Origin of the sequence: Bradyrhizobium elkanii USDA 76, from assembly GCF_023278185.1 — a bacterium.
Lineage (GTDB): Bacteria > Pseudomonadota > Alphaproteobacteria > Rhizobiales > Xanthobacteraceae > Bradyrhizobium > Bradyrhizobium elkanii.
Map to the genome: position 1 here is coordinate 3,749,350 of NZ_CP066356.1, position 20,663 is coordinate 3,770,012.

The following is a 20,663-nucleotide window of genomic DNA, read 5'->3' on the forward strand; positions in this document are numbered from 1 at the left end:
CATGCTGCGGCGGTGGTGCGTTGCCGCGGCTGCGGCGCTTGTGCTTGCGACGTCGGCCTACGCCCAGGACTTCCCGAAGCGTCCGATCACGATGATCGTGCCGTTCGCGGCAGGCGGCACCTCCGACGTCATCGCCCGCGCAGTCGCCGACCAGATGGGCGCTGCGCTCGGCCAGACCATCATCATCGAGAATGTCGGCGGCGCCGGCGGCTCGACCGCACTCGCTCGCGCGGCGCGCGCCGAGCCGGACGGCTACACTATCGCGATCGGCAATGCCGGCACCAACGCCGCGACCTACACGATCTATCCGAAGCTGCCGTTCACGCCTGACTCCTTCGCGCCGGTCGCCGTGGTCGCCAAGACCTTCGGCATCGTCGCGCTGCGCAAGGATTTTCCGGCCAAGGATCTCAAGGAATTCATCGACTACGCCAGGAAGAATCCGGGCAAGGTCAATCTCGGCCATGCCGGCGTCGGCTCCTCGAATTACCTGATCTGCAAGAGTTTTGTTCATGCCGCCGGCATCGACGTGCAATTGGTCGGCTATCGCGGCGCGGCGCTTGCGCTGACGGATGCGATCGGCAGCCAGATCGACGGCGTCTGCGATGCCGCGGCCTCGGTGTCGCAGGCGATCGACGACAGACTGGTGAAAGCGGTCGTGGTCGGCTCGACGGTACGCCTTGCGTCGTTGCCCGAACTGCCGACCTCGGCCGAGGCCGGACTGCCCGAGTTCGAGGCGCAAGGCTGGAACGGGCTGTTCGCGCCGAGGGGCACTCCGCCCGAGATCATCGCCAAGCTCAACGCCGCCGCGCGCGCCGCGGTCGCGAGCGAGGCGGTGAAGAAGCGCTTCGCCGACCTGTCGACCGTCGCGCCCGACGCCAATGAGCTCGCGCCCGAGGTGCTGCAGCAGCTGGTGACTCGTGACGTCGCGAAATACCGCACGCTGCTGGCGGACGACAAGAAGTAGCGGCTTCGCGGCGCGGCCGGACGCGCGCAGCAGAAGCGGCTGTCGGCTTGAGCTGCGATAGATGTATGTGACTCGTCATTGCGAGCGGAGCGAAGCAATCCATCGTTCCGCAAGTGGAGATATGGATTGCTTCGTCGCTGTCGCTCCTCCCAATGACGTCGACGGGCTGTGTACAAGTACCCGCTTCTACAGCTTGCGCAGCCAGCGCTTGACCGCTTCGGCGGGCACCGTCATCGCGGCGACGCCGGCCATGACAAGCAACAGGCCGAGCGCGAGATTCGACGGCACGGATTCCCCGAGCAGGATCACCGACAGCGCGACGCCGATCGGAATGCGAAGATAACCTTGCGCATTCGTCGTCAGCGTGCCGAGCCGCGTCAGGCACATGTAGAACAGCATCAGGCCGAACGCGCTGGAGAAGATGCCCATCACGACGGTGGCGACCAGCGCTTGCGGCGTCGGGTGCAGGGTCCAGGGATGGTCGACGATCAGGGCGACCGGCAGCAGCACGGTGCCGCCGAACAACAGCGAGCCCGCGGCGACCACCATCGGATCGTAATCCGACAGCCGAAGTCCGAAGATCGTGGCGCAGGCGAACGAGACGGTGGCGAGCAGGATCGCGATCTCGGCGAAGATCTCCTTGCCGAAGCCCGAGAGCGCGTCGAGGCCGATGATCGCGACCGTGCCGGCGAGGCCGAGGATCGCGCCGAGCAGCTTGAGCAGCGAGGCCGGCTCGTGCCGCGTGATCGCCCAGGTGATCAGGAAGGCGAAGATCGGCGTCGTCGAGGCCAGCACCACGGTGTTGGACGCCGGTACGTAGAGCTGCGCCCAGGTGATCACCAAAAAAGGGATCGTGGAGTTGATGGTCTGCTGGAAGGCGAACAGCTTCCAGGCCTTGATGTCGGTCGGGATGCGGATGCCGCGAACGCGCAGCACGATGAGCAGGAAGGCGGCCGCCACCAGCGAGCGCGCGGAAATGAAGGTGACCGGCGGGATCGAGCCGAGCCCGATCTTGGTCAGCGGGTAGGTGGAGCTCCAGCAGCAGGCCAGCGCCAGCAGCAGCGCATAGTCGCGCCAGCCGCGCGCGCCCGGCGCCGACGGAGCGGGCATTCTCGCGGGAGCCGTCACGCCCGTCCTGGCTCTTGGTCTGAGCATGATCTCCGCGTCAACGCGTTCCGCGTTTGTCGCGAGAGAAAGCCGCTTCGAACTTTTCCGGATGATTCTCTGACTGTGCTCTGCGGCACCTTGATTGGCTCCCTTCGCGCATTGGCGCGCGATGGAGCGAATGTAGCTTGGCGATGGGACGAAAGGCTAGGGGCGACGGATCAGGCGCGCAATCCCGAGCCGGATTTGTGCAAGCTGGAAAAAGCGACGGACGCGGTCTGGCGTCCGTCGCGCGGAATTTAAATCCTAGCGCAGGACCTGGCCCAGCACCTCACCGTCGACCTGATGCGGTGCCGAGCCGAGGATCCGCATGATGGTCGGCGCCACGTCGATATTGCGCATGTGCCGGACCACGGTGTCCTTGCGGATCTGCGGCCCCGCGGCGATGAACGTCGCGCTCATCACCGGAAGCTCGGGGTCGTGACCGTGGGCGCCATAGAAGTTCGGCATCGACAGCATGGTGGTTGCCGCGTTGAACGGCGCGTCGCCCTGGCGCGCGACGCCGGGGTTCTGGATGCCGTCGAAATTGTAGCCGGGCGCCATCAGCGCGAACACGTCGCCATAGTCCTGGCCGATGGTCTTGCTGATGCATTGTCCGGTTCCGGCGTCGCATTGCAGCGGCCGGGTCTCGACGACGGTGAAGATGCGCTGGTCCTTGAGTGAGTAGTTGAAGCGGGCATTGGGGTCGACCGCGTTCTTCACCGCGTCCGTGATCTGCGCCACCAGTGTGCGGTAGGTCGCGAGATCGACGGTGCCGCTGAGCTCGCGGTTCTGCAGGTTGATGTAGATGTCGGCGGCGGGGCCGGACGTGCGGATCCCGACCTTGCTGGTGTCGATACCGGCGTTGCGCAGGATGTTGGTGAGATTGACCGAGGTGTGGAACGGCGCGAAGCCGTGGTCCGACACCACGATCACGTTGCTGTCGCGGCCCGCCGCGTCGGCGATCTGCTTCACCGCTCTGTCGGCCGTCTGGTAGGCGAAACGGATGTAGGACGCGTAGCGCTTGACCTTGGCGGCATCCTGGTTGGCGCCGATCGAATTCGGGTCGGTCGGGTTGGTGCCCTGGCGGGGATCGGTGAGCAGGAACTGGTGCTCGGAGCCGTCGGGCTGCTCGATATAGACCATGACGAGGTCGGCGTCCGGATGGGTCTTGATCGCGCGCTCGCCGATATTGGCCTGGTAGCGCACGAAGGTCTTCACCATGTCCTCGAACATCGTCTCGATCTCGACGTCGGGGAAATTGGTGAAGCCCGGGCTCAGGCGCTCCGGAATGCGGAAGTCGGCCTGCGGACGCCAGAACCCGATGTTGTTGTTGATGTCGTCGACGTCGGCGAGAACCGGCGTGTTGCGCGGGATGTAGTTGGCGCCGTAGCGGGCGAAGCGTACTATCGAGAGATCGGGAGACAGCGCAGAGACGAAGTACGCGGCACCAACCTTCGCCCCGCTGCCTTCGAAGAAGAACGGTGCGTTCTCGCCGCCAAACTTGACATAGGCCGGCCCGGTCGACGGCGCGTGGAACGGGCCTGCGGTGATGCCGCGGTTGGCATCGAAGAACACCAGCGTGTCGTAGTTCACCTTGCGATCGTTGGTGGTGTCGATCGCGGCCACGCGGATCGAATATTTGATGTCGAGCGTCGAGGCGTTGGTGCAGGTCGCGGTTGCCGCGGCGGAGCAGGAGAACGTCTCGATCGGTGCCGAGGTCACCAGCACCGGGCTGAATGAGAAATGGCCGGCAGCCTGCAGCGCCGCCACGATGCTCGGGTCGGCCGTGAAGTCGCCTCGCGACAGCGAGAAGCCCTGGGCCCCGATGCCGCCGAACGCGCCGAACGGGACCGTGAAGTCGGTGATGCGGGTCGGCTGGGCCGGCTGCACCACGGTCTTGTTGATGGAGATGTCGGCGCCGTCGCCGCCGGGCCAGGTCGCCGTGACAACCTTCTTGCCCTGCTGGCGCAGCTGCACCCACAACGGCACCGCCGTCGGATGCGGCGATGGCCCGAGCGGGTTCTCGCTGTAGCCGCCGATCGGCGCCGCAAAGCCGCTGATGCTGCCGGAGATCGGCCCGACGATCGGCTCGAACGTGTTCGAGGGGATGTCGTTGTGGACCGCCGTCGAACCGGTCGCGATCGCGATATGCGACACCGCGGTGAGCGACGGTGACGCCGTCACGTTCTGCAACGCCACCGCGCCGCGCCGGCTGAGCCGGGCGAGGCCGCCGTCGCGCGGCAGCACGCCTTCCTCGATGAATTTCTGGATGAAATCTGGCTTGGCACCGTCGAGCGAGATCATCACCACGCGCGGCTTGCGGCCATGATGACCACCGTCATGGTCCTGATCCTGATCGGCATCGTGACCGCGAGAATCGCCGAAGCCACGATCGCCATTGTCGCCGTCTTGACCGGCGCGTGCCGCAGTTGCAGTCCATGCCAGCGACGCGACAAGCGACATCGCCGATGTGACGGAAACGAAAGTCTTCAATTTCATGAGGATGCCCCAACATCGCTGCGCGAACGCACAAACGGAAACCGTTCAGCAATCTTCGAGGGCTTGCCTGACGCGCATGTGACGCGCGCGCGACGACGCAACGACAGTGCGTCGATGCGTCACAACGGCAGTTCGTATTGCCTCACGCGAAGAACGTGCGTGAACACAACGCGCTACGGCCGCGCTTTCGATTCAAATTTGTGCCGATGTAACAGCTGGACGACGGCGTGCGTCCACAGACGTCACACGCTTTACGCCGTTGCCTGCGGCGCCGCCCTGCGCTTCACCCGCTTGATGGTGCCGGAGAAGGAGAACAGCGGCCGCTCCGCCGATGTCAGCATGCCCCGCACGAAGATCAGCGACATGCCGGCACGGGTGACCTCGCCGGTGCACTCGATCAGATCGCCCTCGCGGGCGGCGTCGAGGAATTCCGAGGCGAACGATACCGTGACGCCGGGGCCCTGGAGCACCGAGCCGGCGAGCGCGAACAGGCAGTAATCGGCGAAGGTCATGAAGCAGCCGCCATGGACGTTACCGGAGCCGTTGAGGTGCTTCTTGCCGACCCGGAACGCGCAGGTGATGCGGCCGTTCTCGTCCATGCGGTGGTAGAACGGCCCGGTATGGGTCTCGAAATTGTCCCGGGTCCAGGTTCGCCAGCCGGCGAATTCGCCCTCGGTTTCGACGTGCAGGTCGGGGCGGCGGTTGAATGCGGTTTTGGCGAGCTCGTTCACGAAATATGGCCTTCAATTATCGGGTTCGGGTCCTTAAATCCGATCCATCCCCGTTGTGCAAATCCGGATGTAAATCCAAGTGCAAATCCCGGGCCGCGGCCAGCTGCCGCAAAGCTCTGGACAGGCCGGAAATGGGCCCTAAAAGGCCTTTTCGCCCCCGTTCGATCTACCTATTAAGGGTCCCATGAACGCGCCCAAGAACGACCCCAGGAACGAGCCCCAAATCACCCCCGAACTCGTCGCCGCCCACGGGCTGAAGCCGGACGAGTACGAGCGCATCCTGAAGCTGATCGGGAGGGTTCCGACCTTCACCGAGCTCGGCATCTTCTCGGCGATGTGGAACGAGCATTGCTCGTACAAATCGTCGCGCATCCATCTGCGCGGGCTGCCGACCAAGGCCCCCTGGGTGATCCAGGGCCCCGGCGAGAATGCCGGCGTGATCGACATCGGCGACGGGCAGGCCGTGGTCTTCAAGATGGAGAGCCACAACCACCCGAGCTACATCGAGCCCTACCAGGGCGCGACCACCGGCGTCGGCGGCATCCTGCGCGACGTCTTCACCATGGGCGCGCGCCCGATCGCCTGCCTGAACGCGCTGAGCTTCGGTGCGCCAGAGCACCCCAAGACCCGGCATCTGGTGTCCGGCGTGGTCGCGGGCGTCGGCGGCTACGGCAATTCCTTCGGCGTGCCGACGGTCGGCGGCCAGGTGCGTTTCCACACCCGCTACGACGGCAATATCCTGGTCAACGCGATGGCGGTCGGCCTCGCCGACGCCGACAAGATCTTCTACGCGGCGGCCTCCGGCGTGAACATGCCGATCGTCTATCTCGGCTCCAAGACCGGGCGAGACGGCATTCACGGCGCCTCGATGGCCTCGGCCGAATTCGACGACGCCTCAGAGGAGAAGCGGCCGACCGTGCAGGTCGGCGATCCCTTCGCCGAGAAGCTCTTGCTGGAAGCCTGCCTCGAGATCATGGAAAAGGGTTGCGTGATCGCGATCCAGGACATGGGCGCGGCGGGCCTGACCTGCTCGGCGGTCGAGATGGGCGCCAAGGGCGATCTCGGCGTCGAGCTCGACCTCAGCGCGGTGCCGACCCGCGAGACCGGCATGAGCGCCTACGAGATGATGCTCTCGGAGAGCCAGGAGCGCATGCTCATGGTGCTCAAGCCCGAGAAGGAAAAAGAGGCCGAGGCGATCTTCCGCAAATGGGGGCTCGATTTCGCTATCGTCGGCTACACCACGCCGACCAAGCGCTTCGTCGTCAAGCATGCCGGCGACGTGATGGCCGACCTGCCGATCAAGGAGCTCGGTGACGAGGCGCCGGTCTATGACCGTCCACACGTCGCCTCGAATGCGCTGCCGGTGATCCGCGGCCAGGACGTCAAGCCGCCGCTCGGCATCGCGGACGCGCTGGAAAAGCTGATCGGCACGCCCGAATTGTGCTCGAAGCGCTGGGTGTGGGAGCAGTACGACCACGTCATTCTCGGCAATACCATGCAGCGCCCCGGCGGCGATGCCGCGGTGGTTCGCGTCGAGGACGGGCCGAAGGGCCTTGCGCTCACCGTCGACGTCACGCCGCGCTATTGCGAGGCCGATCCGTTCGAGGGCGGCAAGCAGGCGGTGGCGGAAGCCTGGCGCAACATCACCGCGGTCGGCGGCCGGCCGCTCGCGATTACCGACAATCTCAACTTCGGCAATCCTGAACGGCCCGAGATCATGGGCCAGTTCGTCGGCTGCCTGAAGGGCATTTCGGAGGCCTGCCGCACGCTGGATTTCCCGGTCGTGTCCGGCAACGTCTCGCTCTACAACGAGACCAACGGCCGCGGCATCCTGCCGACGCCTTCGATCGGCGGCGTCGGCCTGCTCGACGACTTCACCAAGTCCGCGACCCTGGCATTCAAGACGGCGGGCGAGGCGATCCTCCTGGTTGGCGAAACCCAGGGCTGGCTCGGCCAGTCGGTCTATCTGCGCGACGTCTGCGGCCGCGAGGAGGGCGCTCCGCCACCGGTCGATCTCGCTGCCGAGAAGCGCAATGGCGACGTGGTGCGCGGCATGATCCATGCCGGCACCGCGACCGCGGTGCACGACGTCTCCGACGGCGGTCTTTTGATCGCGCTCGCCGAGATGGCGATCGCGAGCGGCATCGGCGCGCAGCTGCTGGCCGCGCCGTCCTCGATCGTGCCGCATGCCTATTGGTACGGCGAGGATCAGGCCCGCTACGTCGTCACCGTGCCAGCCGCCGACGCAGGCCTCGTGCTGGCCAAGATGAAGGGTGCCGGCGTGCCCTGCGCGCGCATCGGCACCACCGGCGGAGATGCGATCGCCGTCGCCGGCGAGGCGCAGGTATCGATCGAGAGCCTGTCGCGCGCCTTCGAGCACTGGCTGCCGAACTATATGCGCGGTACCGCCGCCTGATCCGAGCGAATCGGGCGCTGCGGCGCATAGCAAAGATCTCAATGGCGCGATGAACCCTTCATCGCGCTATTTCTTTTCCGGGCATGATCCGGATCAGGCCTTACGTCGCGCCGCGGACCGCGCGCCAGGCAAAGATGATGATGCAGGCGCCGATGAAGCCGGCGACGAGATAGCTGAGCCAGCCTCCGCCGAGCGACACGCCGAGCAGACCCAACAGCCAGTTCGCCAGCGCGGCGCCGACGATGCCGAGGATGATGTTCATGAAGATGCCGGTTCCGGACTTCATGAACATCTCGGCGAGCCAGCCCGCCAGCCCGCCGACGATGATGGCGGCGATCCATCCAACTTGTGGGTCGTTCATCTCAGGACTCCCTAGGGTCAAGCAGTCCGGCCAGCATACCCGAGAATCACCTGGCGGGATGTGACCAAAGGCAGGTTGTGCGCAACTTGTCGGCCGCGAAAATGCCGTCAGCCCTGCCGCTTGCGTCGCGCCCGGCGTTCGGCCGCGGTGATCAGGATGCGCGGGCCCGGCCCCTGGGCGCCGAGCTTGTCGTCGCAATTGCGCAGCGGGCAGTCGGTCACCGACAGGCAGCCGCAGCCGATGCAGTTGAACAGCTTGTCGCGGAGGTCGGTGAGATCGTTGATGCGCTGCTCCAGCGTCTCGGTCCAGGCGCGCATCGCGCGCTCCCATTCGCGCACGGTCGGCGCGCGATCGAGCGGGATCGCGGCGAAGGTCTGCCTGATCTCGTCCAGCGGGATCCCGGCGCGCTGCGCGATCCTGATCACCGCGATCCGCCGCAGCACGCCGCGCATGTAGCGGCGCTGGTTGCCGCCGGTGCGCCGGCTCGCGATCAGCCCTTTGCTCTCGTAGAAGTGAAGGGTGGAGACGGCAAGTCCGCTGCGCCGCGCCACCTCGCCAACTGAAAGCTCCTGCGCAAGCGTCATTGCAAATCCTGGATTAGAAGTCCTGTATTGGAAGTCGTGCATTAGAAGACTTGCAAGCTGCCAGCCTTGACCTCAACCATACTTGAGGTTCTATATCAGTTGCGGGCTTGCAGGGGCAAGCTTCCGGCCGACACGCCGGGGTTCGTTCTTGGAAGCGATATGCCGTCCGCATCATTGTCGTCGCGCCGCTGGCTCGGGCTTCGTGCCAAGCCGTTCGGCATTGCCGTTCTGTTGCTCGTCTGTGCCGCGGCCGGCTTGTTTGCCTGGCGCGCAGGCGGATCCAGCGCCTCGGCCAAGGCCACCGCCGAAGCGCCGCCGACGCCGGTGGCGGCGATGGTGGTGCGGGCCGAAACCTTGCCGCGGTCGATCGAGGCGATCGGCTCGCTGCAGGCGGTACGGCAGGTGATTCTGGCGCCGGAGGTTGCCGGCCGCGTCACCGCGATCAATTTCGATGCCGGCACCGATGTCGCCGAGGGCGCGCCGCTGGTGCAGCTCTATGACGCGCCGCTGCGCGCCGCGCGCACAGTCGCGGTCTCCAAGGGACGCTTTGCACAGCTGCAGGAGAAGCGCTCGCAGGGCCTCGCGCCGTCCGGCTTCGTGACCCAGGAGACGCTGCAGCAGCGGCAGGAAGACCTGAAGCAGGCCGACGCCTCGCTCGACCAGCTCGATGCGCAGATCGCGCAGATGACGATCCGCGCGCCGTTCGCGGGCCAGGTCGGACTGCGCAAGGTCAATCTCGGCCAATACGTCAATGCCGGCGATGCGCTCGCGACGCTGACCGCGCTCGACCAGCTCTATGCCAATTTCACCGTTCCGCAGCAGCGCCTGTCAAATCTGAAGGTGGGAGGCGCGGTGACGATCCGTACCGACGCTTTCCCCGATCGGGTGTTCGAGGCCAAGATCAACGCCATCGAGCCGCAGGTCGCCGAGGACACCCGCAATGTCCTCGTGCAAGCCCTGTTTTCCAATCCCGACCGGCTGCTGCGGCCGGGCCTCTTCGTGATGGTGAACGTCGTGCTGCCGCCGCAGCCGGACGCCATCGTGGTGCCGGTCACCGCGATCCAGACCAGCGCATCCGGCGAGAGCGTGCTTGTCGTGCGCGACAACAAGGCGGTCGGCGTCGCCGTCAAGACCGGGCAACGGATCGGCGAGCGTGTCGTGGTGGAGCAGGGCCTTGCACCCGGCGATCACGTCGTCACCGCGGGCCAGCTCCGCGTCATGCCAGGCGCGGCCGTCCAGACGACCATGGCGGAGACGCCGGAGAAGGGACGCTAGCCCCGCGAGCGGCGCCCGAGGAATCAATATGCATTTCACCGACATCTTCATCCGCCGGCCGATTCTGGCGACGGTCGTGAGCCTTCTGATCCTGTTGATCGGCACCGCGGCCATGGTCTCGCTGCCGGTGCGGCAATATCCCAGCATGGAGAGCGCGACGATCCAGGTCGACGTCTCGTTCCCCGGCGCGACCCAGGACGTCATGCAGGGCTTCGTGACGTCCGTCATCGCGCAATCGATCGCGACTGCCAACGGCATCGAGTACATGACCTCGAACTCGACGCTCGGCCTCAGCCAGATCAAAGCCAAGCTGGTGCTCAACGCCAATGCCGACCGCGCCATGACCGAGGTGCTCGCCAAGGTGCAGCAGGTCAAGTACCGGATGCCGGCCGGCGTGTTCGACCCTGTCATCACCAAGATCACCGACGGCGCGTCCGCGGTGCAGTACATCGCCTTCACCAGCGACACGCTGACGCCGGCGCAGATTACCGACTTCGCGACCCGCGTGGCGCAGCCGCTGCTCACCTCGGTGCCCGGCGTCGCGTCGGCCGACACCTCGGGCGGATCGTCGCTGGCGATGCGGGTGTGGATCGATCCGTTCAAGCTCGCGGCGCGCGGGCTGACCGCGGCCGATATCTCCGCCGCGCTGCGGTCCAACAACGTGCAGGCGGCGCCGGGACGGTTGCGCGGCGAGATGACCGTCACCAACATCACCGCGGCGACCGATCTGCGCAATCTCGACGATTTCCGCAAGATGGTGATCAAGACCGGCGCCGGCGGCGGGGGCCTGGTGCGGCTCGGCGACGTCGCGACGCTCGAGATCGGCGGCGAGAATTACGATTCCAATGCGCGCGACAGCGGCAGGCCCACCGTCTACATCGCGGTGCAGCCGACCCCCGACGGCAACCCCTTGGAGATCGTCGCCGCCACCGCCAAGGTGATCGAGGACCTCAACCGCGTGGCACCGCCCGGTTTGAAGGTCGCCGACGTCTTCAACATCGTGCACTTCGTCAAGGCCTCGATATCGGAGGTGCAGCATTCGCTGGCCGAGGCGATCGCGATCGTGGTGGTGGTGATCCTGCTGTTCCTGGGCTCGTTCCGCTCCGTGCTGATCCCGGTCGTCACCGTGCCGTTGTCGCTGGTCGGCACCGCCGCGATGATGCTGGCGCTCGGCTTCTCGATCAATCTCCTGACCCTGCTCGCGATGGTGCTGGCGATCGGGCTCGTGGTCGACGATGCCATCGTCGTCGTGGAGAACATTCATCGTCACATCGAGGAAGGGCGGAGCCCCGGCGACGCGGCCCTGATCGGCGCACGCGAGATCATCGGTCCCGTGATCGCGATGACGATCACGCTCGCCGCGGTCTATGCGCCGATCGGCCTGATGGGCGGCCTGACCGGCAGCCTGTTCCGCGAATTCGCCTTCACGCTGGCGGGCGCGGTGGTGGTCTCGGGCGTCATCGCCCTGACCTTGTCGCCGATGATGAGCGCGCAGCTGCTCGGCGAAGCCACTTCGCACGGCCGGTTTGCCCGCTTCGTCGAGCATCAGTTCTCAAAGCTGTCGCGCGGCTACGGCCGGCTGCTGGCCGCGACGCTCAAGATGCGCGCTGCAGTGCTGCTGGTGGCATTCGGCGTGCTGGCGGCGATCGTGGTGCTGTTCCTCGGCAGCCAGCGCGAGCTAGCGCCCTCCGAGGACCAGGGCTATGTGTTCACCGTGCTTCGCGCGCCGCAATATGCCAGCGTCGACTACACCACGCGCTCCTCCGACCAGATCGAGAAGCTGTTTCGCTCGTTTCCCGAATATCACGCGAGTTGGTTCATCAACGGTACCGACGGGCAGAACCACGCCTTCGGCGGCATCACCCTGACCGATTGGGACAAGCGCAAGCGCTCGGCCAACGACATCCAGAACCAACTCTACGGCATGTCCTACGGCGTGCTCGGCGCCAGCGTGACGCCGTTCCAGCCGGCAGCGCTGCCGGCGGCGACCGGCGGCCTGCCGTTCCAGATGGTGGTGCGCTCGGCCGGCGATTTCGCCACCATCTATCGGGAGGTCGAGACGCTGAAGCAGGCTGCATGGAAGAGCGGGCTGTTCGCCTTCGTCGACAGCGATCTCGCCTTCGACAGCCCGACCGCGCGGATCACCATCGACCACGCCAAGGCGGCCGAGGCCGGTGTCAGCATGCAGACCATCGCCGAGACGCTCGCGGTGCTGGTCGGCGAGAACTATGTCAACCGCTTCAATTTCTTCGAACGCTCCTACGAGGTGATCCCGCAGGTGCGCCAGGCCGACCGGGTCACGCCCGAAGGGCTCGGAAACTTCAACGTCCGCTCGAGTTCGGGGCAGATGTTCCCGCTGTCGACGGTGATCAAGGTCAACGTCAAGCCGGAGCCGAACCGGCTGCCGCAGTTCAATCAGATGAACGCGGCGACGATCTCGGCGGTGCTCAAGCCCGGCGTGACCATGGGGCAGGCGGTGTCGTTCATGCAGGTGCAGAAGCTGTCGCCGGGCATGACCGTCGACTGGCTGTCGGACAGCCGGCAATATGTGCAGGAGGGCAACCGTCTGATCGTCACCTTCGGCATGGCGCTGATCGTGATCTTCCTGGTGCTGGCGGCGCAGTTCGAGAGTTTTCGCGATCCGCTGGTGATCATGGTGACGGTGCCGCTCGCGGTCTGCGGCGCGCTGCTGCCGCTGTATTTCGGCTTCACCACGCTGAACATCTACACCCAGATCGGCCTCGTCACCCTGATCGGGCTGATCTCCAAGCACGGCATCCTGATGGTGAGCTTCGCCAACGAGATCCAGCATCATGAAGGGCTCGACCGGGTCGCCGCGATCCAGAAGGCGGCCGCGGTGCGGATGCGGCCGGTGCTGATGACGACAGCCGCAATGGTCGCGGGCCTCGCGCCGCTGCTCTATGCCGACGGCGCCGGCGCGGCGAGCCGCTTCGCCATCGGCATCGTGGTGGTGATGGGCATGCTGATCGGCACGATGTTCACGCTGTTCGTGCTGCCGACCTTCTACATCCTGATCGCCCGCGACCATCGCGCCGCGGCCGCCCCACGGCTGGAAAGCGTGGCGGCGAGGGGTGAGATCGCGGCGTGATTAGAGCACGTATCTCGAGCCGGGAATCTTGCGCAGCACGGCCGTGACCGCCCAGCTCAGCGCCACGGTGGCCAAGAAGGCGATCGCGGCCTTGGCGAACGCCGGCAGCTCCATATCGAACAGCCAGTATTGCAGCCACAGCACGATCGGATAGTGCACCAGGAACATGCCGTAGGCGTCGCCCTGCATGCGGTCGAGCAGCGTCGGCCCCGACGATTTCGATTGCAGGAAGTAGGCCAGGATCGCGAACAGGATCGAGGCGCTGAACAGCACATAGAAGCTGCCGTAGATCCCGAGATACCAGCCGGGCAACGGATCGGGGTTACCGATGATCATGCGCTTGATGTAGATCATCACCCACATCAAACAGTAGGGGATCAGCGTGATGCCGGTCCAGAACCAGCGCCTTTCGGTCAGCCGTCCATGCGCGCTGAGCAGGCCGCCCTCGAGGTTCGCCGCCCCGATTCCCGCGCCGATGAAGAAATAGGACGCATACAGCAGCACGCGGCTCGCCTGCACCGAAAACGGTCCGAACTCGAACCAGTAGTTCTGGCCGTAATGGATCAGCATCGGCAGGTAGGCGGCGGCACTGACGATGACGAGGAACAGCCAGAACTTCGAGGGACGTTGAAAACCCTTGATCGACAGACGGTTGATCGGATCGAGCAGACGCGGCGACACCCGGTACAGCAGACTAGCGGTGAGGTCGAAGGCCATCAGGACATAGACGAACCAGATCGGACCGCTCGGCCATGGTCCGACCGTCATGGTTTTCCACCAGAACTCGGACAAGGTCAGCCCCGGCGTCTGACGCAGCGCGATCGCGTAATAGGCGAGCGGAATCACGCTGACCGCGCAGATCACGAACGGCAGGCCGAGCCGCAGCAGCCGGTCGCGCAGGAAGATCAGCCATGGCTTGTTGCCAAGCCCCGGCCAGACGAACAGCCCCGACAGGAAAAAGAACATCGCCATGAAGAAGCTGTCGGTGGCGAGCACCACGCAGTCGAAGCCGATCCACGATGTGGGATCGGTGTGCCCGAAATAGGTGTAGGGGATCACCGCGTGGTGCAGCAGCACGACCAGGGTCAGGAAGGTGCGCGCGCGGTCCAGCGCGACATTGCGCTTGTGGAGCTTCGGTGCTGCCTGGATGTCGACGGCCGGAGCCGCGTGAGCAATCGATTTCATGGTGCCACCAGCCGGGTCTGCAGCCTGATGTTGCAATCGGGAACCTGATTCAGCAAGGCCCAATCCGCCGGATCGGGGAGTATCGAGGTCGGTCATCTCGGCAAATCTGTTTCGTTTTTGGAACTGCGGTCGGGTGCGGGTGTTCTCGTCCGAACCGGCGGACGCGCGCGGTTATCAGGAGCGAGCAATGACAATTCTGAAATGGGCGCTGATCTTCCTTGTCGTGTCGATCATCGCGGGCTTGTTCGGCTTCACCGGCATTTCCGCCGCCTCCGCCGACATCGCGCGCTTTCTGTTCTATGTATTCGTCGTGATCTTCCTGGTGCTCCTGATCCTCGGGCTCACGATATTCAGGGTCTAGCTGGGATCGGGCCGAACGCTCCCGACGGCAATGCCCGGGCCTCGCCCGGGCATTGCCGTTTTGCAGGCTGGGTCAGCGCGCGACGGAAGGCCGGGCGCGAGACCCGGCGCTTGCGGCAGGCGACGATTCCCCTAGGCGACCTCCTCGATCTTTACCTTGTCCGGATAGAAGGCGAGGTGGCCGGCGATCTCGGTCATGGCCGGGAAGGGCTCCTCATAGGTCCAGATCGCGTTGTCCAGCGTCTTGCCGTTGGCCTTGATGCTGAAGTAGCTCGCATCCCCCTTGTACGGGCAATGCGTGGTCCGCTCGGTGCGGGTCAACAGCTCCATGTTGGCGTCCTGCCGGGGGACATATTGCACGGCCGGATAGCTCGCTTCCTTCAAGGTCAGCGCATGGGTGGTCTCGGCGATCACGACGCCGTCGGCGGTGACGCGGACGCGCTTGGCATTGGGCGTGATCGTGATCGGATGGTCGGGGCCGGGGAGCTTCATGGTTCTGCGCCTCTTCTGGTCATTTCGGCGTGATGGCTTGTGACCGATTGATGCAGGTTTAAATCGCTGGGAATGGGAATATAGTGTGCCCGGGATGACCTAGAAGACCCCAAGCGCTAGGTTTTATCCTTAGGTTTATCTGGCCGAGTCGGCCTGATTCGAACGACCTGACGGAGGTGGACTGGGATGCCGATGGACGCCCGTGATATCGAATCGATGATCAAGGCAGCGATCCCCGATGCCGAGGTGACGATCCGCGATCTGGCCGGCGACGGCGACCACTACGCGGCCACTGTTATTTCCGAGTCCTTCCGCGGCAAGTCCCGCGTCCAGCAGCACCAGATCGTCTACCAGTCGCTGAAGGGCCAGATGGGCGGTGTGCTGCACGCGTTGGCCCTGCAGACCGGCGTGCCGGAAGGCTAGGGCCCCGGCGGCCAGCGGGCGGGGGCCTCGAGCGATGGTGGACAATCCACGCGGTGCGATGTTTCGCGTCATCGTGCCGAACCAGCACAGCCGCGTCACCAATGCCGAGCTGTTCTTCGACCTCGTCTTCGTCTTCGCCGTCACGCAGCTGTCGCATACGCTGCTGCACCACTTCACCCCGCTTGGCGCGGTGCAGGTCACGCTGCTGTTCCTCGCGGTGTGGTGGGTGTGGGTCTACACCACCTGGGTCACCAACTGGCTCAATCCCGAGCTGACGCCGGTCCGCCTGCTGCTGTTCGTGCTGATGCTGGGCGGGCTGTTGCTGTCGACCTCCATACCGACCGCCTTCGAGGGCCGCGGGCTGTGGTTCGCCGGGACCTATGCGGCAATGCAGGTCGGCCGCACCGCGTTCTGGCTGCTGGCGACGCCGCGGCGCCGGACGGCGGTGCGCCATAACGCCATCCGCATCCTGACCTGGCTCTCCTGCTCGGCCGTGCTGTGGATCCTCGGCGGCTTCGCCGAGCACGAGACGCGGATGTGGCTCTGGATCGCGGCGCTGACCATCGAATATGTCGCGCCGGCCGCGCGGTTCTGGACCCCTGGGCTCGGCTTTTCCTCGATCGAGGCGTGGTCGGTCGAGGGCGGCCACATGGCCGAACGTTGCGCGGGCTTCATCATCATCGCGCTCGGCGAGGCCATCGTGGTCGACGGCGCGACCTTTGCCGAGCTGACCTGGACGCCGGAGAACATGGCGGCGTTCGTCTCGGCGCTGGTCGGCAGCATCGCGATGTGGTGGATCTATTTCCACAAGGGAGCCGAGGCCGGTTCGGACATGATCTCCAAGTCCGAGGAATCCGGCCGCGTGGCGCGGATCGCCTATACCTATCTGCACATGCCGATCGTCGGCGGCATCATCCTCACCGCGGTCGCCGACGAACTGGTGCTGAAGCACCCGTCCGGTCATTCCGATCTGAACACGATTGTCAGCTCGGTGGGCGGGCCCATGCTGTTCCTGGTCGGGACCATCCTGTTCAAATACGTGATCCGCAACTTCCTGCAGCTGTCGCACGGCGTCGGCATCGTCGCGCTGGCGATCACGGCTTATTTCGCGCGCGAGATGTCGCCGCTGGTGCTCTCGATCGTCACCACCGCGATCATGATCGTGGTTGCGGCGTGGGAGTCGATCTCGCTGCGGTCGACGGGGGAAGAGGAATAGCGGCCGCCGTTACTTGCGGCCGGCCTTTGCGACCAGGTGCTGCCAATAGACGAACAGCGGTGCGCCGATCACTTCGAGCGCGGTGAAGCCCACGAAGGGCAGCGGCGGCAAGCCGACCATCAGCATCGACAGCAGCCTGCCGATGCCGCCGAGGAAGATGCCGCCCCACACCACCCGGAACAGCACGCCCTCGCTCTCGATGCGCGGCACCAGCCAGACCAGCGCGAGGCCGAGACCGAGCCAGACCCCGCCGAAGAAGCGCAGATTGCTGTCGAGCACCGGCAGCGTCGGAACGCCCGAGGAGGCGTAGAGCGGATCGCTGACGCCGAGCATGGTGATGATGCCGGTGAGGATCGGGACCAGGGCGAGCAAGGCAGTTGCGATCTGCAGCGCACGCCGGCCCATGCCCCGTCCCCTTGGTTTGAGTGCTAGTCCGCGACCAGCGCGTGCACCGAGAACATCGTGTCGGCGTCGGTCCAGCTCTCGCGCGCCGTCCAGCCCCCGCTGCGGGCGAGCGCGGTGAAACGCTCGAGCGAGTATTTGTAGCTGTTCTCGGTGTGAATGCTCTCGCCGGGCCGGAACGCGAAGGTATTGCCGAGGATGCGCACGGTCTGCGCCTTGCGGCTGATCAGGTGCATCTCGATGCGATGGCGGTCGCGGTTGTAGATCGAGCGGTGCGTGAAGCCCGACAGATCGAAATTGCCGCCGAGCTCGCGGTTGATGCGAACCAGCACATTGAGGTTGAACCGCGCGGTGACGCCGGCCGCGTCGTTATAGGCGTCGTACAGCACGCGCTCGTCCTTCTCGAGGTCGACGCCGATGATCATCTGCGCGCCGTGGCCGAGGATATTGCGCGCACTGCGCAGGAAGGCCAAGGCCTCGCTCGGCTCGAAATTGCCGAGCGTCGAGCCGGGGAAGAAGCCGACCTTCGGCATCGCGGCGACGGCCTCGGGCAGCGTGAACGGCGTGGTGAAATCGGCCGCGACCGGGTAGATGCCGAGACCGGGGAAATCCTTCCGCAACCCGTCGGCCTGGGCTTTGAGGAAATCGCCCGAGATATCGACCGGCACATAGGCTGCGAATTCGCAATGCTCGAGCAGCAGGCGCACCTTGGTGGTCGCGCCGGCGCCGAACTCGACCAGCGCCGCGCCGTCAGGGATGATCGCGGCGATCTCGTCGCCGCGGTCGCGCAGGATGCCAAGCTCGGTGCGCGTCGGATAATATTCCGGCAGCACTGTGATCTGCTCGAACAGCTCGGAGCCGGTGGCGTCGTAGAAATATTTCGGCGACAGCCGCTTCGGGTGACGGGCGAGATTGCCGATCACGTCGCCGGCGAACGCCGAAGTCGCTTCGTCGAACGGATACGCTTTAGCCAAAGCGGCGGCATGCACATTCATGATACTCTCCCGAACGCGCTTACCGGCGCGCCATTGATGTCGACAGTGCTTGATCAGGCATAGTCGGCGAGGCGTAACCCCGTGAATTGCCAGCGATGGTGCGGATAGAAGAAGTTGCGGTAGGTGACACGGCTGTGACCTGCGGGCGTCGCCAGCGACGAGCCACGCAGCACGAGCTGGTTGACCATGAACTTGCCGTTGTACTCACCGAGCGCGCCCTCGATCGCGCGGTAGCCCGGGTAGGGCGAATAGGAGCTGCGGGTCCATTGCCAGACGATGCCATAGGCGTCGTTGAGCAGGCCGGCGCGCGCGGCGACCTCCCATTCCATCTCGGTCGGCAGGTGCTTGCCGGCCCAGCGGGCGAAGGCGTCGGCCTCGTAATAGCTGACGTGGCAGACCGGCGCTGACGGATCGATCGGCTGCAGGCCGCCGAGCGTCATGATCTTCCATTCGCCGTCGATCTCGCGCCAATGGCCGGGCGCCTGCCAGCCCTCGTTGCTCACGGTGCCGAAGCCATCCATCAGCCACAGCGTGGCGGTGGAATAGCCGCCGTCCTTCATGAAGGCGAGCCAGTCGGCATTGGTGACGAGGTTCTTTGCGAGCTTGACCGGGCCGACCAGCGCGCGATGCGCGGGCTTCTCATTGTCGAAATGGAAGCTGTCGTCGGCGTGGCCGACGGTGTGGATGCCTTCGTTGAGCGTCACCCATTCCCCAGGCCCGCGATGCGACGCCGGGAAACGCCACGCCGGATCGTAGGCCGGCGGGATCGGGTTCTGCGCGAAGGCATGCAGGATGTCGCTGTACATCAGCTCCTGATGCTGCTGCTCGTGATTGAGGCCGACCTCGACCAGCGGCACCAGCGCCTCGAGCTTGTCGGCTCCGGCAGTGTGGAAGAATTTCACCACCTCGGCATCGACATGGCGGCGGTAGGCGGTGACTTCGTCGGCGGTCGGGCGGGTCAGATGGCCGCGCTGGTGGCGGGCGTGCCGCGGACCGGCGCTGACGTAATAGGAATTGAACAGATAAGCGTAGTCCGGATGGAATGGCGTGTAGCCCTTGACGTGCTCGCCGAGCAGAAACTGCTCGAAGAACCAGGTGGTATGGGCGCGGTGCCATTTGGCGGGGCTCGCATCCGGCATCGACTGGATCAGCTGGTCTTCGGGCGACAGCGGTGCAGCCCTGCGCTCGGTCTCGTCGCGGACGGCGCGATAGGCGTCCACCAGGCGCTGGGCGAGCGGTCCGGATTCGGAGGACAGTGACGGGGGGACGGCGGGAAGGGCGGCCGCGGCAGAGGCTGGTTTCGTCACAGGGGTCTCCGATTCAAGGGAGAGAACGTTGCTTCGGCAAACTGGTTCCCAACGGACAGTTCGTCCTAGATAGGGGCTCCGTTACGGGAAAAAAGCCTCCCCCCGCCATGATATTGGGGCCGTCAGATAATCCCGGCTTCTTTCGGGGCGCCCCGGCGCCCGCCGCATGCCAGATTTCCGCCATTTTGCTTTGGATGCACAATGGTTTGAGCTACATATATAGTCAGTCACGGGTTAGAAGGGCGGGCCGGCCCGTTAAGGCCTGAGAGCGCCGCCCCCGAAGGAAGCGAAAATGAGCATCGAGCAATTCATCGACAACGAAGTGAAGTCGAACGACGTCGTGCTGTTCATGAAGGGCACGCCGCAATTCCCGCAGTGCGGGTTTTCCGGTCAGGTCGTGCAGATCCTCGACCACATCGGCGTCGGCTACAAAGGCCTCAACGTTCTCGAGTCCGCCGAACTGCGCAACGGCATCAAGGTCTATTCGAACTGGCCGACGATTCCGCAGCTCTATGTGAAGGGCGAGTTCGTCGGCGGTTGCGACATCATCCGCGAGATGTTCCAGGCCGGCGAATTGCAGCAGCTGTTTGCCGACAAGGGCATCCCGGTCGACGTGGCTGCCTGACCTTGACGGCGCGCCAGATCGGCAAGGCGCGGCTCGAAGTCATCGTCAACGACATCACGACCCTGCGCGTTGACGCCATCGTCAACGCGGCCAATTCATCGCTGCTCGGAGGCGGCGGCGTCGATGGCGCGATCCATCGCGCCGCGGGCCCCGAGCTGCTCGCCGAGTGCCGGGCCCTGCACGGCTGCAAGACCGGCGACGCCAAGATCACCAAAGGCTATCGGCTCCCGGCCAAGCACGTGATCCACGCCGTCGGCCCGATCTGGCATGGCGGCACCCAGAACGAGGATGCGCTGCTCGCATCCTGCTATCGCCGCGGCATCGAGCTGTGCCACGCCAATCAGCTTGGCTCCATTGCATTTCCCGCTATCTCGACCGGCGTCTATCACTTCCCGCCGGACCGCGCCGCCGGCATTGCGGTCAAGGCCGTCGTCGATGCCCTGGCCGCCGCACCCGGCCTCACGCAGGTGATCTTCTGCTGCTTCTCGCCCCAAAGCGGCCAGCTTCATCAGGAGGTCCTGGAGGCCTTTGGCAGCCCTTGTGCCTGATGATACCGCCGCTACACTTCCCCGT

General features: G+C 65.3%; 19 protein-coding genes. 9 read left to right on the forward strand and 10 right to left on the reverse strand.

Going from position 1 to position 20,663, the window contains the following annotated elements; genetic code table 11:
• Position 1 precedes the first annotated feature (1 nt).
• Entirely contained in the window at positions 2 to 964 is a 963-nt protein-coding gene (locus JEY66_RS18060; RefSeq protein WP_018272424.1) for a tripartite tricarboxylate transporter substrate-binding protein, read from the forward strand.
• 186 nt (positions 965 to 1,150) lie between these two features.
• Here the strand turns inward: JEY66_RS18060 and JEY66_RS18065 are convergent, their stop codons facing one another.
• The 3 genes from JEY66_RS18065 to JEY66_RS18075 form a co-directional block, all read right to left on the reverse strand.
• On the reverse strand, positions 1,151 to 2,074 hold the full coding sequence (locus JEY66_RS18065; protein WP_016843458.1) for a DMT family transporter: 924 nt from the start codon (positions 2,072 to 2,074) through the stop codon (positions 1,151 to 1,153).
• Positions 2,075 to 2,374: 300 nt separating this feature from the next.
• Positions 2,375 to 4,609 carry an alkaline phosphatase family protein gene (locus tag JEY66_RS18070; protein ID WP_016843459.1) on the reverse strand — a complete coding sequence of 745 codons (2,235 nt, stop codon included), beginning with the start codon at positions 4,607 to 4,609 and terminating at the stop codon, positions 2,375 to 2,377.
• A 251-nt stretch (positions 4,610 to 4,860) separates the two neighbouring features.
• Positions 4,861 to 5,340, reverse strand: coding sequence for a PaaI family thioesterase (locus tag JEY66_RS18075; protein ID WP_016843460.1), 480 nt, complete (start codon positions 5,338 to 5,340; stop codon positions 4,861 to 4,863).
• Between the two features lie 184 nt (positions 5,341 to 5,524).
• Between JEY66_RS18075 and purL the strand changes: the two genes are divergently transcribed.
• Positions 5,525 to 7,756, forward strand: coding sequence for a phosphoribosylformylglycinamidine synthase subunit PurL (gene purL, locus JEY66_RS18080; RefSeq protein WP_018272423.1), 2,232 nt, complete (start codon positions 5,525 to 5,527; stop codon positions 7,754 to 7,756).
• A gap of 100 nt (positions 7,757 to 7,856) precedes the next feature.
• Here purL and JEY66_RS18085 read toward each other — a convergent pair whose 3' ends face one another.
• Together JEY66_RS18085 and soxR are read right to left on the reverse strand one after the other, a co-directional pair.
• Positions 7,857 to 8,117 (reverse strand): GlsB/YeaQ/YmgE family stress response membrane protein, encoded by a 261-nt coding sequence (locus JEY66_RS18085; protein ID WP_016843463.1) that lies wholly within the window; start codon positions 8,115 to 8,117, stop codon positions 7,857 to 7,859.
• A gap of 107 nt (positions 8,118 to 8,224) precedes the next feature.
• The gene (soxR, locus tag JEY66_RS18090; RefSeq protein ID WP_016843464.1) at positions 8,225 to 8,701 is read right to left on the reverse strand and encodes a redox-sensitive transcriptional activator SoxR; all 477 of its coding nucleotides are present in this window, start codon (positions 8,699 to 8,701) and stop codon (positions 8,225 to 8,227) included.
• Between the two features lie 159 nt (positions 8,702 to 8,860).
• Here soxR and JEY66_RS18095 point away from each other — a divergent pair, with 159 nt between their 5' ends.
• Both JEY66_RS18095 and JEY66_RS18100 read left to right on the forward strand, forming a co-directional pair.
• The gene (locus JEY66_RS18095) at positions 8,861 to 9,976 is read left to right on the forward strand and encodes an efflux RND transporter periplasmic adaptor subunit (RefSeq protein WP_016843465.1); all 1,116 of its coding nucleotides are present in this window, start codon (positions 8,861 to 8,863) and stop codon (positions 9,974 to 9,976) included.
• 28 nt (positions 9,977 to 10,004) lie between these two features.
• Positions 10,005 to 13,085: an efflux RND transporter permease subunit gene (locus JEY66_RS18100; protein ID WP_018272422.1), complete on the forward strand. Its 3,081-nt coding sequence runs from the start codon at positions 10,005 to 10,007 to the stop codon at positions 13,083 to 13,085.
• Here JEY66_RS18100 and JEY66_RS18105 read toward each other — a convergent pair whose 3' ends face one another.
• A complete protein-coding gene (locus JEY66_RS18105; RefSeq protein ID WP_018272421.1) occupies positions 13,086 to 14,270 on the reverse strand; it encodes an acyltransferase family protein in 1,185 nt (394 codons plus the stop codon).
• 187 nt (positions 14,271 to 14,457) lie between these two features.
• On the opposite strand from JEY66_RS18105, the gene JEY66_RS18110 reads away from it, so the two are divergent.
• Positions 14,458 to 14,631 (forward strand): DUF1328 domain-containing protein, encoded by a 174-nt coding sequence (locus tag JEY66_RS18110; RefSeq protein WP_026192983.1) that lies wholly within the window; start codon positions 14,458 to 14,460, stop codon positions 14,629 to 14,631.
• A gap of 131 nt (positions 14,632 to 14,762) precedes the next feature.
• Here the strand turns inward: JEY66_RS18110 and JEY66_RS18115 are convergent, their stop codons facing one another.
• Positions 14,763 to 15,122 (reverse strand): DUF427 domain-containing protein, encoded by a 360-nt coding sequence (locus JEY66_RS18115; RefSeq protein WP_016843469.1) that lies wholly within the window; start codon positions 15,120 to 15,122, stop codon positions 14,763 to 14,765.
• Between the two features lie 186 nt (positions 15,123 to 15,308).
• On the opposite strand from JEY66_RS18115, the gene JEY66_RS18120 reads away from it, so the two are divergent.
• Together JEY66_RS18120 and JEY66_RS18125 are read left to right on the forward strand one after the other, a co-directional pair.
• A complete protein-coding gene (locus tag JEY66_RS18120) occupies positions 15,309 to 15,545 on the forward strand; it encodes a BolA family protein (protein WP_016843470.1) in 237 nt (78 codons plus the stop codon).
• 34 nt (positions 15,546 to 15,579) lie between these two features.
• Complete coding sequence (locus JEY66_RS18125; protein WP_016843471.1) at positions 15,580 to 16,761, forward strand: low temperature requirement protein A; 1,182 nt, start codon at positions 15,580 to 15,582, stop codon at positions 16,759 to 16,761.
• A 9-nt stretch (positions 16,762 to 16,770) separates the two neighbouring features.
• Here JEY66_RS18125 and JEY66_RS18130 read toward each other — a convergent pair whose 3' ends face one another.
• The 3 genes from JEY66_RS18130 to egtB are packed head-to-tail and all read right to left on the reverse strand — an operon-like array spanning position 16,771 to position 19,465.
• A complete protein-coding gene (locus tag JEY66_RS18130; protein ID WP_016843472.1) occupies positions 16,771 to 17,166 on the reverse strand; it encodes a DUF4345 domain-containing protein in 396 nt (131 codons plus the stop codon).
• A 23-nt stretch (positions 17,167 to 17,189) separates the two neighbouring features.
• Positions 17,190 to 18,158 carry an L-histidine N(alpha)-methyltransferase gene (gene egtD / locus JEY66_RS18135; RefSeq protein ID WP_016843473.1) on the reverse strand — a complete coding sequence of 323 codons (969 nt, stop codon included), beginning with the start codon at positions 18,156 to 18,158 and terminating at the stop codon, positions 17,190 to 17,192.
• Positions 18,159 to 18,211: 53 nt separating this feature from the next.
• Positions 18,212 to 19,465, reverse strand: coding sequence for an ergothioneine biosynthesis protein EgtB (gene egtB, locus JEY66_RS18140; RefSeq protein ID WP_026192982.1), 1,254 nt, complete (start codon positions 19,463 to 19,465; stop codon positions 18,212 to 18,214).
• Between the two features lie 292 nt (positions 19,466 to 19,757).
• Between egtB and grxD the strand changes: the two genes are divergently transcribed.
• On the forward strand, positions 19,758 to 20,090 hold the full coding sequence (gene grxD / locus JEY66_RS18145) for a Grx4 family monothiol glutaredoxin (RefSeq protein ID WP_016843475.1): 333 nt from the start codon (positions 19,758 to 19,760) through the stop codon (positions 20,088 to 20,090).
• Complete coding sequence (locus JEY66_RS18150) at positions 20,087 to 20,638, forward strand: O-acetyl-ADP-ribose deacetylase (protein ID WP_026192981.1); 552 nt, start codon at positions 20,087 to 20,089, stop codon at positions 20,636 to 20,638. Before grxD ends, JEY66_RS18150 begins: the two co-directional genes overlap by 4 nt.
• The last annotated feature ends 25 nt before the right edge of the window (positions 20,639 to 20,663 follow it).